We start from the raw sequence: 12,873 nt of genomic DNA on the forward strand, positions 1-12,873 counted from the left end.
CAGGAGGCGCTGGACGTCGTCGTACCGCAGAGCATGGGCATCACGTCCGGACGGATCACCGAGGCGCACGAAATCGCCGACCTCACCCTCTTCCTCGTCTCCCCGCTCGCCGCCAACATCACCGGAGCCGAGATCGTCATCGACGGCGGGCAGGTCAAGACCCTTTGACTCCTGCCGAAGGACGCCAGGTGAGCGGCTCCGGACCGCCGCGACCCGTGCAGGTGGTCGTTCTGGCAGAGGACAGGCTGACCGCGCAGGGCGTTGAAGCACATCTCGCCGCTGATGAACGCCTGCGCGTACTGCCGGCGGGCGCCGAGGAGAATCCGGGCGTCCTGCTCGTCATCACGGCCGAGCTGGGGGAGGGGACGCTCTCGGCGCTGAAGCCCTACCTCCCGGAGGGTCCCGCTGAGGCGCCCCGGCTCGTCCTCCTGGCCGACAGGCCCACCGCCGAGCAACTCGCCCGAGCGGCCGGACCGGGTCCCGTGGCCTTCACGCCCCGCGAGCGGACCACCCTCGCGGACATCACCGAGATGCTGTGCGCGGTGGCCCGCGGCGCCGCGCCGCTGCCCGGACCACCGCTGGAGCAGGTCCGTACCCGCCGGTGGAACGACCGGAGCGGCGGCGCGAACGACGCATCGTCGCTCTTCACGGCCAGGGAACTCGCGGTACTACGGCAGCTCGCCGCGGGCTCCAGCACCGCGGAGATCGCCGCGGCTCTGCACTACTCGGAACGGACCGTCAAATACATCATCCACGAGGTGATCGTGCGGCATGGTCTGCGCAACAGAGTCCACGCCGTCGCCTTCGCCCTGCGCCAAGGCCTTCTGTGACGGTGCGGACCACGGGACTGCGGCACCATATCCGCCCGCAGGGCGGACGGTCGCGTCCCCCGGTGCCCCGGACAGTCCGAAGACGGGGCGGAAACCGGATGTCCGCATCCCTGCTTCGGCGGAAGAAGAGCCGAACCCAGCTGCCGGCTCACCCGCACCACCCACGCCGAACCGGCCGCGCCGGGCGCCGGCCGCTCCACGGCGCACGCACCCACCGATGGCCGCACCCCGTGCCCCGCAAAGCCACATCCCCCTGCCCCGGTGGTCGTTCCGACCTGCCGCGTTAACCTGTCGTTATGTGCCCGAACCACCCGGAAGGGGCCGAACCCGAGTCGTCCCCGCCCGGGTCGGCGCGGGCGCGGACGCTGGCCTTGGCCCTGCGGCAGGCGACGGCGAGTGTCGGCGGGCGGGGCGCCCTCCTGCACCGGTGGGACCCCGGCGCGGGCCGGCTGTCCCTGGTGGCGGTGGACGGCGTCGACACCGAGGCGGCGCGCGCCTGGAGGGAGCTGCGCGAGGCACAGGACGCGCCCCCGTCCTGTGCCCTGCGGCGCGGTGTCCCCGTCCAGGTGGCCGGGGACGGCCTCGGAACCGGGGCGGCCGGCACGGTGGCCGTCCCCCTGACCGGGCCCGAGGGCCCCGTCGGCGTGCTCTCGGTGCTGCTTTCCGCAACCGACGAGCCCGACGACGTACAGCTGTCCTTCCTGCACGCGGTGGCGGCCTGGACCGCCGAGCGCCTGGAGTGGGCCGTGGGGAAGCCACCGCCCCGGGAACTCGCACCCGTGCACGAGCGCGCGGTCCGGACGGTGGAGCTGACCGCGACGCTCGCCGAGGCCGTGACCGTCCAGGACGTGGTGCGGGCCTTGGCCCAGTACGTCCTGTCACCGTTCGGCGCCGACGGGCTGATCGTCGGCATGTACGAGAACGGCAGGCTGACCAGGGTCGGCGAGGCCGGCTACCCGGTGGGCTACGTGAAGCGGTTCGAGGGCCCGCTCGTCTCCGGCATGCCCATGACCGACGTGCTGCGCACCCACAGGCCGCAGTTCATCGAGTCGCCCGCCCAGATGTACGAGCGCTATCCCGCCGTCGTCGACAAGATCATGATGGGGACCTCGCCGAAGACGGCATGGGCCTTCCTGCCGTTGGTCGCCTCCGGGCGGGCCGTCGGGGTCTCGGTCCTGTCCTACGACCAGCCGCGCCCCTTCAGCGAAGAGGACCGCGCCCACCTGACCACCCTCAGCACCATGGTCGGCCAGGCGCTGGAGCGGGCCCGGCTGTACGACCTGGAGCACGCCCGCGCGCAGGAACTGCAGAGCGCCCTGCTGCCCCGGGCGCTGCCGCGGCTGCCCGCCGCCGTCGCTGCCGCGCGCTACCTGCCGGCGGGCCAGGGCGAACAGGTGGGCGGCGACTGGTTCGACGTGATCCCGCTCTCCGCCGACCGGGTCGCCCTGGTGATCGGCGACGTGATGGGCCACGGCATCGCCGAGGCCGCCACCATGGGCCGGCTGCGCACCGCCGTATGCACCCTCGCCGATCTCGACATGGCCCCGGACGAGCTGCTGGGCCACCTCAACGACCTGGTCAGCGACCTGGGAGAGGACTTCTACGCCACCTGTCTCTACGCCGTCTACGACCCGGTCGGCCGGACCTGCCGCTACTCCCTCGCCGGGCATCCGCCGCCGGTGTTCGTGCATCCCGACGGCACCGTGCAGAGCCCCGTCGTGAGCCCCGATCCGCCGCTCGGCGCCGCCACCCCGCCGTTCGCCGTCCACGAACTCCCGCTCGCCGACGGGAGCCTGGTCGTGCTGTGCACCGACGGGCTCATCGAATCCGACGCCCATGACGCCGAGCAGGGACTGGCCGAACTGATGCGCGTGCTGGCCGGGGCCGGGGTCCGCCCGGCCCGCTGCACCGGCGCCGACCAGGAGACCGACGTCCGGGGCGTGGAGGAGCTGTGCGACACGGTCGTCACGGAGCTGCTGCCGGACCGGGAGCGGACCACCGACGACGCGGCCCTGCTCATCGTCCACACCCGGGCCATGCCCGCCGACGACATCGCCTCCTTCGGCCTGCCCGACGATCCCCGGGCGGCCGGCCGGGCCCGGGAACTCGTCCGCGACCAGCTCTCCCGGTGGGGCCTGGACGAGCTCACGATGACCACCGAACTCCTGGTGAGCGAGCTGGTCGGCAACGTGATCCGGCACGCCAGGGGGCCCATGCGGCTACGGCTGCTGCGCAGCCGCATCCTGACCTGCGAGGTCTACGACGGCAGCCTCAGCGCCCCGCGCATCCGCCAGGCCACCTACACCGACGAGGGCGGCCGCGGCCTGCAACTGGTCGCCGCGCTGTCCCGGCGCTGGGGGGCTCGCTACCTGAGCGACGCCAAGTGCATCTGGACCGAGCAGGACATCCCGAACGGCACCCGCAGGCGCGCCGGCGCCGCGCCCTCAGGCCCGGCGCGCCGCGGTCCGGCGGGGTTCGCCGCACCGCCGGACAACGCGGCCGACCCGCCGTCGGCGGCACTCCGGTCGGGTGCCCGGGGGGCTTCCTAGCTCACGAACCCCACATGGGCCAGGGCCTGCTTCAGCAGCACCCCGTGGCCGCCGGGCATCTCGCTCTGCACGGCCTCCAGCACCGCCTCCTGCGGACTGAACCACACCAGGTCCAGGGCGTCCTGCCGGGGCCGGCAGTCACCGGTGACCGGCACGATGTAGGCCAGCGACACCGCGTGCTGACGCGGGTCGTGATACGGGGTGACACCCAGCGTCGGGAAGTACTCGGCCACCGTGAACGGCTGCAGCGAGGCCGGCACCCGGGGCAGCGCGACCGGGCCCAGGTCCTTCTCCAGATGGCGCAGCAGGGCGTCGCGGACCCGCTCGTGGTGCAGGACACGGCCGGAGACGAGGGTCCGGCTGACCGTGCCGTCCGGGCCGATACGGAGCAGCAGCCCGATGCTGGTGACTTCGCCGCTGTCGTCGACGCGCACGGGCACGGCCTCCACGTACAGGATCGGCATGCGGGCGCGAGCCATCTCCAGCTCGTCGGAGGACAGCCAACCGGGCGTGGTTTCGGTCATGTCAGACATTGCTTGATCATACTTTCCGGGCGGGGCGCGCGGTCAGTCGCGGCCGGGGTCGGAGTCGGAGGCGGGAAGTCCGTAGAGGCGACGGGCGTTGTCGCGTCCCGTCCAGGCGGCGATCCGCACCGCGTCGGCCGGGCTCAGTTCGTCGGCGTCCACCCGGTCCTGGAGCATTCCGGCCAGCCCCTGCCGGAAGGACAGCGCGCCGAGGTGGTGGAACTCGGCCACACCATAGGCGTCCGAGCTGTACAGCAGTTTGCGGAACGGGGTGATCTCCATCGCCTCCGCAAGCACCGCCGCGGCCCGGGCCGGACCCACGTGGTGCAGGGTGAGCCCGACATCGAGGTGCACATGCTCGAACACCGCGGCCAGATAGGCGGCTTGGCGGTGGTAGGGCCAGCAGTGCAGCAGGAGCACCGGGACGGTGCCGACGGTCAGCCGCAGCCAGTCGGTGAGCAGGGCCGGGTCCGCGTGGTGCAGCCGCAGGTCCGAATCCCCGAAACCGGCGTGGAGCTGGAGCGGCAGCCCGAGACCGACGGCGGTCCACAGCAGATGACGCATCAGCACCGGGTCCGTGAGCCTGCCGCCCCGGGAGAACCACAGCCCGGCCGCGCGGGTCACCTCGGAGGACGTCGGCCGCGCCGGGTCCAGCGCGAAGCCGGTGCGGTAGGCGGCCACCGACTTGACGGCGACCACCCCCGGCCGCCGTACCGCCTCCTCGGCCGCCGCCCGGAAGGCGGCCGCGTACTCGGCCGCCTCGATGCCCCGGACGGCCACCTCCTCGGCGATGCTCTCCAGACGTACGACCTCGTACGCGTCGGCGCCGGCCGCCGCCGCGAGTTCGGCGGGGGAGGTGACCGGGTGCGGGGCGTAGCCGGTGTCCACGCAGAACGTCTCCGTGTGCGCGGCCGCCAGGAACCGGCGGTTGACCTCCTGCCAGCCCAGCTCGGCACGGCGGGCCAGGTAGTCGGCGGCCGGCGCGTGCCGGTCCAGGTCGAGCAGGGGCGCGCAGTGCCGTCGCACGGCGATGCCGGCCGGGCTGTCGAACGGCGAGACGCCCGGCCAGACCTCGCCCTCGGTGAGCAGCGACTCGAACTCCGGCCCGGTGAGGTCGGCGGTGACCGCGCCGTGGCAGTGGTGGTCGACGAGAGGGAGCGCGTCGAGGACTTCCCGGATCGGTCCCGGCATCAGTACTTCCAGCGGTAGGCCGCCGCCACCCCGGCGTCGTCCAGGCCGGCCACGGCAGCCGTCTCGCCCTCGCGTACGGCGATCACGGCGTCCGCGAGGACCGGGCCGAGCGCGGTGCGCAGCACCTTGTCCTCGCGGAACTCCTCCACGGCCTGGGGGAGCGAGGCTGGCAGCCGGCGCACGCCCCGGGCCACCGCCTCGTCCGGGATCAGCCGGGCCGGGTCGTCCGCGACCTCCTCGGGCAGCGGCGCGGCCGAGGCGAGCCCGTCGAGTCCGGCGGCGATGGCGCAGCCGAGGGCCAGGTACGGGTTCGCGGCCAGGTCGACCGGCTTGATCTCCAGGTTGGCGTCCTGGCTCTGGTGGCCGGCCGTGCCGGTGACGACCCGGACCGCGGTCTCCCGGGTCTCCCGGCCCCAGGCCGTGAACACGCCCGCCCACTGGGAGGGCTTGAGCCGCAGGTAGCTGGCCGGGCTCGGCGCGGTCACCGCCGTCAGCGCCGGCAGGTGCGTCAGCAGCCCGGCGATGAAGGACTCCGCCGCCGCCGTCATGCCGTACCGGCCCTCGCCCCCGGCGTGCAGGTTGACGCCGTGGCGCCACAGGGAGAGATGGAGGTGGCCGCCGTTGCCGACGCCCCGCTCGGCGACGGCCGGGGAGAAGGAGGGCCGCAGGCCGTACTTCTGCGAGACGGCGCGGATGGTCTGCCGTACCAGCACGCTCTGGTCGGCCGCCGCCACCGGGTCCAGGGCGCCGGTGGAGAGCTCGAACTGGCCCGGCGCGTACTCGGGATGCAACTGGGCGACCGGCACCTCCTGCTTCTCGAAGGCCGCGAGCAGGTCGGCGGTGTAGTCGCTCAGTTCGATCTGCCGGGCCGCGCCGTACGCCGGGCCCGACGTGGCCGGCACGAACTCGTCGGCCGGCGCGGCGGCCCGGCCGACCACCCACTCGATCTCGATGCCCGCCCTGAAGGTGAGGCCGTGCCGGTCCTCGGCGTCGGCGACGATCCGGCGCAGGAAGGTGCGGCCGCACCCGGGGTGCCGTTCACCCTCCTGGGTGATCCGGTCGACGGGCGCCCAGGCCCAGCCGGGCTGCCCGGCCAGGACCACCAGCCGGTCCAGATCCGGGTAGAGGCGCAGATCACCGTCGGGTGAGCCGAGCACGTCGGTGCGCACGATCGCGTCGTTCGCCAGGAAGGTGTCGAACACCGGGGACATGCCGACACCCCAGGCCACCGCCGGCTGGAGCCCCTGCCAGGGGACCGTCTTCGCCCTGCAGATCCCGGCGGTGTCCACGAAGGCCAGCACGATCCCGCGTACGCCCTGCGCGGACAGTTCGTGGGCGAGGGCATGGGCCCGGGCGAGATCGCCGGGGCTCCCACCGGGTACGGGGGCGGCCAGGGGTGGCATACGACGTCCTCCTCGACGGGCTCGGATGCACGCGTCCCGGTCAGGGTTGCACGGCGAGCACGCCGAACTGCGCCACCTCCGCCGGGGAGTCGGCCCCGGCGGCCCGCCGCCGCGCCCGGCAGCCGTCCGCCCTGCCACGACCACGCCGTGGCCGACAATTCTGCCGTCCGGTGATCGTCCTGTCACGGGAGCCCCGGCCGTGCCGTGGGGTGCGGTCCGCCGGACCAGGCCGTGCTGCCGGACCGGCGTGGGGTGCGGTCCGCCGGACGCGGCCGCGCCGCCGGACCGCGCTGGGCCCGGAGCTCACGGGGTCACGAGACGGTCCTGCTCCACCAGGGGCGTGCCCTCGTGCCAGGGCAGCGGCTTGCCGAAGCGGATCAGCTCGCCGTACAGATCGGGGTCGACGTCCTCGGCGAAGACCAGGTCGAGCACCGCGCGGGCGGCCTCGGCCGGGGACTGGGCCCCGCTGTGGTCGCTGAACCAGGGGCGGGAAGTGGCGGTGTCGACCATGCCGGGGCAGACGGAGGCGACCAGGGTGCCGTTCGCCAGATCCTGTTCCCGGCGCTCGGCGGCGACCGCGCGGACCGCCGCGACCTGGGCCACCTTCGAGGGCACGTTCAGCCAGACCGGCCAGCCCGCCTCCGTGGCGGTGCGGTGGTGGACGGCGCTGCGCCAGGACTCGACGGCGCACTCGACCTGGTCGAGGCTCGCGCCGTCGAACAGGTGGTGCAGCCGGGGGTCGAGGTGGCCGAGGGTGCCGAGGGAACTGGCCACCACGAGCAGCCGGCCGCGCGTGCGCAGGACGGCGCCGAAGGAGCGCAGGATCGCGTGGGTGGCGGTGTTCGAGACGTCGATGAACTCGTCGGCCCGCGCGGACTGCGAGTCCCCGGGCAGTACCCGGGCGACCGCGTTGGAGACGACGATGTCGGCCCCGCCGTACCGGGCCCCCAGCTCGTCGGCGAGCCGGGCGATCGCGTCGGTGTCGGTGACGTCCAGGACCCGGCCCTCGACGCGGGCGCGCGTTCCGGGCCGCCGGGTGACCTCGGCGGCGGCGTCCGCCACCCGCCCGGGGTCGCGTCCGGTGAGCAGGACCAGGTCGTCCGGGCCCAGCCGGGCGGCGAGTCCTTCGGTGAGGGCGCGGCCGAGTCCTTGGTTGGCGCCGGTGACGAGAGCGATGCGGGAAGCGTTCATACGTCCCACGCTAGGAACGCCGTGGCCATGAGTCCAACGGGAGTAACGCATCAGTAGTATGCGTAGACGTCATGGACTTCAATGATGTGTCACTGACCGCGCTGCGGGTCTTCCGCGCGGTCGCCGAACAGGGCACCTTCACCGCCGCCGCGGCCTCGCTGGGCTACACCCAGTCGGCGGTCTCCCGGCAGATCGCCGCGATCGAGCGGGCGGCGGGCGCCGGGCTGCTGGAGCGGCGGCGTGACGGAGTACGGCTCACCGCGGCCGGCCGTGTCGTCATGCGGCGCGCGACGACCGTGCTCGACGAGATCGAGGCGACCGCGAGGGAACTGTCCGGGCTGCCCGCGGAGGGCGGGACGGTCCGCCTCGGCTGGTTCCCCACCGCGGGCGCCACGCTGGTCCCGCGCGCCCTGACCGCGCTTCGCCGGACGGACCCCGCACTCCAGGTCGTCGGCCGCGAGGGAACCACCCCCGCGCTGGTGCGTGCGCTGCGCGCCGGCAGCATCGACCTGGCGCTGCTGGCCTCGGCGCCCCCGTTCCGGGCGCCGGACGCCGAATCGCCCCCGTTGGTGCTCGAGACCCTCGGTGAACGCGCCCTGTGTCTCGCGCTGCCGGCCGGTCACCCGCTGGCGCGCGGCGACTTCGTCGACGTGGCCGACCTGCGCGGGCAGCGCTGGATCGCCGGCTCCGCCTCCGGCGAGGACCGGCTGATGGGTGTGTGGCCCGGCCTGGACGAGCGGCCGGAGATCGCCCACGTCGCGCGGGACTGGCTGGCCAAGCTCCAGCTCGTCGCGGCCGGTTGCGGGTTGACCACCATGCCGGCCGCCCTCGCCTCGGCGTTGCCGCCGGGTGTCCGGATCCTGCCCGTGCGCGGCGGGCCGCAGGAGCAGCGCCGCCAGCTGCTGGCCCGGCTGCCGCATCCGCCGGCCGAGGCGGTCACCAGGGTGGCGGCCGCCCTGCGGACGGCGGCGCTCGACGCGGACGTACCGGAAGGGCCCAAGTGAGCCCTCCGACGGCTCAGTTGTTCTCGGCCGCGAACATCCAGCGCTGCTTCTCCAGCTCGGCGGTGAGGGAGATCAGCAGGTCCTGGGTGACCGGGTCGGGTTCGTCGGTCGCGGCGATGCGCTCGCGCAGCCGGCCGATCGCCGCCTCCAGGCTCCGCACCATCAGGTCGACGACCTCGTCGTCACGCAGCCAGCCGTCCTTGGCGCCGGGCAGCGCGAAGGCCGCGGCGATGGTCTCCGGGCGACCGTCCGGCGGCACGCCCAGGGCGGCGGCGCGCTCGGCGACGGTGTCGGAGTAGGCGCGCGCGGTGGCGACGACCTCGTCGAGCTGGAGGTGGATCGAGCGGAATCGCGGCCCGACGATGTTCCAGTGCGCCTGCTTCCCGACCAGGGACAGTCCGAGCAGGTCCACCAGGGTCTCCTGGAGAGCGCTCCCGGTGACCCGGAGCGCCTCGTCGGGCAGTGTGCTCTTCACCACGGACATGGTGCGCATCTCCCTTCTGAGCTGTGCCGTCATGGCTGCGCGGGTGCCCTCAGGACACGACGGCAAACGCACACGGCCATGTCCGGGGGCGAAGCGGGGGTCTGGGCGGCGCCCGTCTCCCAGGAGGGCGCCCGTCCCCGTGCCGGGGTCAACCGGCGAGACGGTACTTACACCGCCCGGTTGTCCGGACATAACATCGGTCCCCGCATGAACACGATGACGCTCTGGCACATATCCGGCTGGGAGTTCGCCGCCCTGGCACTCGCCACCCTGCTCGTCGGTTTCTCCAAGACCGCCGTCAGCGGGGCCAACACCGTCAGCCTCGCCGTCTTCGCCGCGATCCTCCCGGCCCGCGCCTCCACCGGCGTCCTGCTCCCGCTGCTCATCGCGGGCGACGTGCTGGCCGTGGCGACCTACCGCAGGCACGCCCACTGGCCCACCCTGTGGCGGCTGTTCCCGGCGGTCGCGGCCGGCGTGGTGATCGGCACGGTGTTCCTGGTCTGGGCCGACGACAGCGTCGTACGGACCTCGATCGGGGCGATCCTGCTGCTGATGGCCGGAGTGACAGTGTGGCGGCGCCGCACCGCCGACCGCCCCGACGACCCCGACGCGGTCACCACCCGGGCGGGCCGGGTGAAAGCCGGTTCGTACGGCGTGCTCGGCGGCTTCACCACGATGGTCGCCAACGCGGGCGGCCCGGTGATGTCGATGTACCTGCTGTCGGCCGGCTTCCGGAAGCTCGGCTTCCTGGGCACCTCGGCGTTCTTCTTCCTGATCGTGAACGCCTCCAAGGTCCCCTTCAGTGCCGGACTCGGCCTGATCGACGGCGACTCGCTGCTCCTCGACGCCGCGCTCGTGCTGTTCGTCGTCCCCGGCGCGCTCATCGGCAGATGGGCGGTGCACCGGATCAACCAGCGGCTGTTCGAGCAGCTCGTCATCGCGGCGACCGTCGTGGGCGGCCTGCAGCTCCTCCTGCGCTGACCGGTCGGGCCGGTCCGGCGGGTAGGGCGGGTAGGGCTGGTCCGACCGGTGCGGCACTCCGGGAATGCGACGGCGGGGGGCGTTGTTGCAGAGGTCGTGAATGACATGCTCGGATCAAAGATCCCGGGTGTGGGCGAAAGGAGGACCTCATGGCACGCAGCACCGCGCGTCCCGTCGTCAAGCTGAAGTCGACGGCAGGGACCGGCGTCACCTACGTGACCCGCAAGAACCGCCGGAACAACCCCGACCGGCTGGTCCTGCGCAAGTACGACCCGGTGGCCGGCGCGCACGTCGACTTCCGCGAAGAACGCTGAAGCCGAGCGCCAGCGCACCAGCAGCCCAGAGAGGAAACCCCATGAAGGCCCGCATTCATCCCGCGTCCCGCCTCGTGGTCTTCCGGGACCGCGCCGCGGACACGGCGTTCCTGACCCGGTCGACCGCCGACTCGTCCCGGACGATCGAGTGGGAGGACGGCAACACCTACCCGCTGATCGACGTGGAGATCTCGTCCGCGTCGCACCCCTTCTACACCGGCAGGGCGCGGGTCCTGGACAGCGCCGGCCGCGTGGAGCGTTTCGAGCGCCGTTACGGCCGCACCGCCGCCGCCCGCGGCTGACCCGGCCCGGTGACCGACCCGAGGAGAACAGAACCATGAAGGTGCGCAATTCCCTGCGCTCGCTGAAGGCCAAGCCCGGCGCCCAGGTGGTCCGCCGACGCGGCGTGGTCTACGTCATCAACAAGAAGGACCCCCGCTTCAAGGCCCGCCAGGGCTGACGGAGGTCCCGCCCCACGACGGCCGCCCGGCGACTTCGCCGGGTGGCCGTCGCGCGTCACGGCGTGTCTGCGACGCCCTTCCCTCCCGCCCCCGGGCTCCCGCCCCCGGCAGCGGACCCCGTACGCTCCCCCCATGTCCCGGCACATCCTCATCCTCGGCGGTACCGCCGAGGCCCGTCTTCTCGCCACCGAGTTGTCGGCGCGTGACGGAGCCCGTGTCACGACCTCGCTCGCGGGCCGGGTCACGCGGCCCCGCTCGCCGGCCGGTGAGGTGCGGATCGGCGGGTTCGGAGGGGTGGCCGGCCTTACCGACTGGATCCGCGAGCATCGCGTGGACGCGCTGGTGGACGCCACCCACCCCTTCGCCGAGACGATCACCGCGACCGCGGCACACGCGGCCCGGGGCACCGGGGTCCCCTTCGTCGTCCTGCGCCGCCCCGGCTGGCGGCCGGGCCCCGGCGACGACTGGCACCCGGTCCCCTCCCTGCCCGCGGCGGCCGCCGCCCTGCTCCGCTTCGGCCCCCGCGTCCTCCTCACCACCGGCCGCCTGGGCCTGTCCGCCTTCGCCCATCTCACGGACCGGCACTTCGTCGTACGGTCCGTGGAGGCCCCCGAGCCCCCTCTGCCCCGGCATACCGAAGTGCTGCTGGCGCGCGGGCCGTTCACCGTGGCCGACGAGAGCGCGCTGCTGCAGGGAAACCTGATCGACGTCCTGGTCACGAAGGACAGCGGGGGAGCGGCCACCGCCGCCAAGCTCACGGCCGCACGGGAGCTGGCGCTGCCCGTGGTCGTCGTACGGCGGCCTCCGCTGCCGGACGGTGTGACGGCGGTACCGGATGTCGCCGGCGTACTGGAACGGCTGGGGTTCGGCCCCGCGTGACCTCCCCGGACGCCGGCCGGTCCCGGCGGCGGGCGCCGACTTCGCCGTCCGGTCGGGCCATCCGGACAATCCGTCGGCCGGGTCCTTGACCAGCGCCGTTTACCGGTGGCGTCGACGGCGGGCGCGCGGGTCGGCGCCCGACGGGCGACCCAGGTCCTGCCGGACCCGGTCCCTCAGCCGGCTGCCCCGGACGCCGCCGAGGACCCGGACCTCGTGGTCGCCGGCCGCGGTGCGGGGCAGGAAGCGGGCCACCCGGATACCGCTCAGCCCTCCTTCGGAGCCTCCGGGTGGCGGCGCAGCAGATACGTGTCCATGATCCAGCCCTTGCGCTCCCGGGCCTCGGCCCGCAGCCGCTCGATGCGCGGAGCGGCCTCGGCGATCGGTCCGGAGACCAGGATCTCGTCCGGGGTGCCGAGGTAGGCGCCCCAGTAGATGTCGATGTCCTGGTCCGTGTACCGGCCGAAGGCCTGGTGGGCGTCGAGCATCACCACCACGTCGTCCACACCGTCCGGCAGGCCCTCGGCGAGCCGCCGGCCGGTGGTGATCTGCACCGGCCGGGCCACCCGGTTCAGCCCCGTGCGGTGCCGGGCCGCCAGCGCCGAGACACTGCTGATCCCGGGCACCACGTCGTACGCGAACCGCACCGCGCCCCGGGCCAGCACCTCCTCCAGGATCGCCAACGTGCTGTCGTACAGCGACGGATCGCCCCACACCAGGAAGGCGCCGGTCTGGTCGGCGCCCAACTCCTCACGGATCAGCCGCTCGTAGATGTCCGCGCGGGCGCTGCGCCAGTCGCCGACGGCCGGCGAGTACGCCCCGCCGCCCGCGGCCCGGTCCCGCTCCGGGTCGCGGGCCTCCACCAGCCGGTAACCGCCGTCCGGTAGGTGCGTGTCGAGCATGTCCCGGCGCAGCCGCGTCAGGTCGTTCTTGACCTCGCCCTTGTCGAGGAGGAAGAACACGTCCGTGCTCCTCAGCGCCCGGACCGCCTGGAGGGTGAGCTGGTCGGGGTCGCCCGCGCCGATACCGATGACATGAATCTTTCGCACGCTCCCGAGTCTGCCG

At 73.7% G+C, this 12,873-nt stretch carries 15 protein-coding genes; 9 read left to right on the forward strand and 6 right to left on the reverse strand.

Going from position 1 to position 12,873, the window contains the following annotated elements; translation table 11 throughout:
• Window positions 1-33: 33 nt before the first annotated feature.
• From AB0P24_RS30690 to AB0P24_RS30700, 3 genes are all read left to right on the forward strand, one after another.
• Window positions 34-168 carry an SDR family oxidoreductase gene (locus tag AB0P24_RS30690; RefSeq protein WP_365799792.1) on the forward strand — a complete coding sequence of 45 codons (135 nt, stop codon included), beginning with the start codon at window positions 34-36 and terminating at the stop codon, window positions 166-168.
• A gap of 20 nt (window positions 169-188) precedes the next feature.
• Window positions 189-830, forward strand: a complete 642-nt coding sequence (locus tag AB0P24_RS30695) for a LuxR C-terminal-related transcriptional regulator (protein ID WP_365799664.1) — start codon at window positions 189-191, stop codon at window positions 828-830.
• Between the two features lie 296 nt (window positions 831-1,126).
• Window positions 1,127-3,379: a SpoIIE family protein phosphatase gene (locus AB0P24_RS30700; protein ID WP_365799666.1), complete on the forward strand. Its 2,253-nt coding sequence runs from the start codon at window positions 1,127-1,129 to the stop codon at window positions 3,377-3,379.
• Here the strand turns inward: AB0P24_RS30700 and AB0P24_RS30705 are convergent.
• The 4 genes from AB0P24_RS30705 to AB0P24_RS30720 form a co-directional block, all read right to left on the reverse strand.
• The gene (locus AB0P24_RS30705) at window positions 3,376-3,903 is read right to left on the reverse strand and encodes an NUDIX hydrolase family protein (protein ID WP_365799794.1); all 528 of its coding nucleotides are present in this window, start codon (window positions 3,901-3,903) and stop codon (window positions 3,376-3,378) included. The two genes, AB0P24_RS30700 and AB0P24_RS30705, sit on opposite strands and share 4 nt — an antisense overlap.
• 42 nt (window positions 3,904-3,945) lie before the next feature.
• Entirely contained in the window at window positions 3,946-5,094 is a 1,149-nt protein-coding gene (locus tag AB0P24_RS30710; RefSeq protein ID WP_365799668.1) for an amidohydrolase family protein, read from the reverse strand.
• Window positions 5,094-6,497: a glutamine synthetase family protein gene (locus AB0P24_RS30715; RefSeq protein WP_365799670.1), complete on the reverse strand. Its 1,404-nt coding sequence runs from the start codon at window positions 6,495-6,497 to the stop codon at window positions 5,094-5,096. The genes AB0P24_RS30710 and AB0P24_RS30715 overlap by 1 nt, the downstream gene beginning before the upstream one ends.
• Before the next feature lie 303 nt (window positions 6,498-6,800).
• Entirely contained in the window at window positions 6,801-7,688 is an 888-nt protein-coding gene (locus tag AB0P24_RS30720; protein WP_365799672.1) for an SDR family NAD(P)-dependent oxidoreductase, read from the reverse strand.
• Between the two features lie 71 nt (window positions 7,689-7,759).
• Between AB0P24_RS30720 and AB0P24_RS30725 the strand changes: the two genes are divergently transcribed.
• Window positions 7,760-8,692: a LysR family transcriptional regulator gene (locus AB0P24_RS30725; protein ID WP_365799674.1), complete on the forward strand. Its 933-nt coding sequence runs from the start codon at window positions 7,760-7,762 to the stop codon at window positions 8,690-8,692.
• A 13-nt stretch (window positions 8,693-8,705) separates the two neighbouring features.
• Here AB0P24_RS30725 and AB0P24_RS30730 read toward each other — a convergent pair whose 3' ends face one another.
• Entirely contained in the window at window positions 8,706-9,176 is a 471-nt protein-coding gene (locus AB0P24_RS30730; protein WP_365799796.1) for a DNA starvation/stationary phase protection protein, read from the reverse strand.
• Window positions 9,177-9,383: 207 nt separating this feature from the next.
• Between AB0P24_RS30730 and AB0P24_RS30735 the strand changes: the two genes are divergently transcribed.
• The 5 genes from AB0P24_RS30735 (at window position 9,384) to AB0P24_RS30755 (ending at window position 11,811) form a co-directional block, all read left to right on the forward strand.
• On the forward strand, window positions 9,384-10,157 hold the full coding sequence (locus AB0P24_RS30735; RefSeq protein ID WP_365799676.1) for a sulfite exporter TauE/SafE family protein: 774 nt from the start codon (window positions 9,384-9,386) through the stop codon (window positions 10,155-10,157).
• Between the two features lie 149 nt (window positions 10,158-10,306).
• Complete coding sequence (gene rpmG, locus AB0P24_RS30740) at window positions 10,307-10,471, forward strand: 50S ribosomal protein L33 (protein ID WP_181808961.1); 165 nt, start codon at window positions 10,307-10,309, stop codon at window positions 10,469-10,471.
• Between the two features lie 41 nt (window positions 10,472-10,512).
• A complete protein-coding gene (locus AB0P24_RS30745) occupies window positions 10,513-10,773 on the forward strand; it encodes a type B 50S ribosomal protein L31 (protein ID WP_181808960.1) in 261 nt (86 codons plus the stop codon).
• 35 nt (window positions 10,774-10,808) lie between these two features.
• Window positions 10,809-10,931 carry a type B 50S ribosomal protein L36 gene (ykgO, locus tag AB0P24_RS30750; RefSeq protein ID WP_093497747.1) on the forward strand — a complete coding sequence of 41 codons (123 nt, stop codon included), beginning with the start codon at window positions 10,809-10,811 and terminating at the stop codon, window positions 10,929-10,931.
• 133 nt (window positions 10,932-11,064) lie between these two features.
• Window positions 11,065-11,811, forward strand: a complete 747-nt coding sequence (locus tag AB0P24_RS30755) for a cobalt-precorrin-6A reductase (protein ID WP_365799679.1) — start codon at window positions 11,065-11,067, stop codon at window positions 11,809-11,811.
• A gap of 263 nt (window positions 11,812-12,074) precedes the next feature.
• Here the strand turns inward: AB0P24_RS30755 and cobF are convergent, their stop codons facing one another.
• The gene (gene cobF / locus AB0P24_RS30760) at window positions 12,075-12,857 is read right to left on the reverse strand and encodes a precorrin-6A synthase (deacetylating) (RefSeq protein WP_365799681.1); all 783 of its coding nucleotides are present in this window, start codon (window positions 12,855-12,857) and stop codon (window positions 12,075-12,077) included.
• Between the last annotated feature and the right edge of the window lie 16 nt (window positions 12,858-12,873).

The organism is Streptomyces sp. NPDC086519 (assembly GCF_040686075.1).
Classification (GTDB): Bacteria; Actinomycetota; Actinomycetes; order Streptomycetales; family Streptomycetaceae; genus Streptomyces; species Streptomyces shenzhenensis.

Excerpts from the sequence above, each read along its gene's own strand:
- AB0P24_RS30725 (WP_365799674.1), top strand. The coding sequence starts at position 7,760 with ATGGACTTCAATGATGTGTCACTGACCGCGCTGCGGGTCTTCCGCGCG.
- AB0P24_RS30755 (WP_365799679.1), top strand. The coding sequence starts at position 11,065 with ATGTCCCGGCACATCCTCATCCTCGGCGGTACCGCCGAGGCCCGTCTT.
- AB0P24_RS30710 (WP_365799668.1), bottom strand. The coding sequence starts at position 5,094 with ATGCCGGGACCGATCCGGGAAGTCCTCGACGCGCTCCCTCTCGTCGAC.
- AB0P24_RS30745 (WP_181808960.1), top strand. The coding sequence starts at position 10,513 with ATGAAGGCCCGCATTCATCCCGCGTCCCGCCTCGTGGTCTTCCGGGAC.
- ykgO (WP_093497747.1), top strand. The coding sequence starts at position 10,809 with ATGAAGGTGCGCAATTCCCTGCGCTCGCTGAAGGCCAAGCCCGGCGCC.
- AB0P24_RS30720 (WP_365799672.1), bottom strand. The coding sequence starts at position 7,688 with ATGAACGCTTCCCGCATCGCTCTCGTCACCGGCGCCAACCAAGGACTC.
- AB0P24_RS30690 (WP_365799792.1), top strand. The coding sequence starts at position 34 with ATGGGCATCACGTCCGGACGGATCACCGAGGCGCACGAAATCGCCGAC.
- rpmG (WP_181808961.1), top strand. The coding sequence starts at position 10,307 with ATGGCACGCAGCACCGCGCGTCCCGTCGTCAAGCTGAAGTCGACGGCA.
- AB0P24_RS30735 (WP_365799676.1), top strand. The coding sequence starts at position 9,384 with ATGAACACGATGACGCTCTGGCACATATCCGGCTGGGAGTTCGCCGCC.
- AB0P24_RS30705 (WP_365799794.1), bottom strand. The coding sequence starts at position 3,903 with ATGACCGAAACCACGCCCGGTTGGCTGTCCTCCGACGAGCTGGAGATG.
- AB0P24_RS30700 (WP_365799666.1), top strand. The coding sequence starts at position 1,127 with ATGTGCCCGAACCACCCGGAAGGGGCCGAACCCGAGTCGTCCCCGCCC.
- AB0P24_RS30715 (WP_365799670.1), bottom strand. The coding sequence starts at position 6,497 with ATGCCACCCCTGGCCGCCCCCGTACCCGGTGGGAGCCCCGGCGATCTC.
- AB0P24_RS30730 (WP_365799796.1), bottom strand. The coding sequence starts at position 9,176 with ATGTCCGTGGTGAAGAGCACACTGCCCGACGAGGCGCTCCGGGTCACC.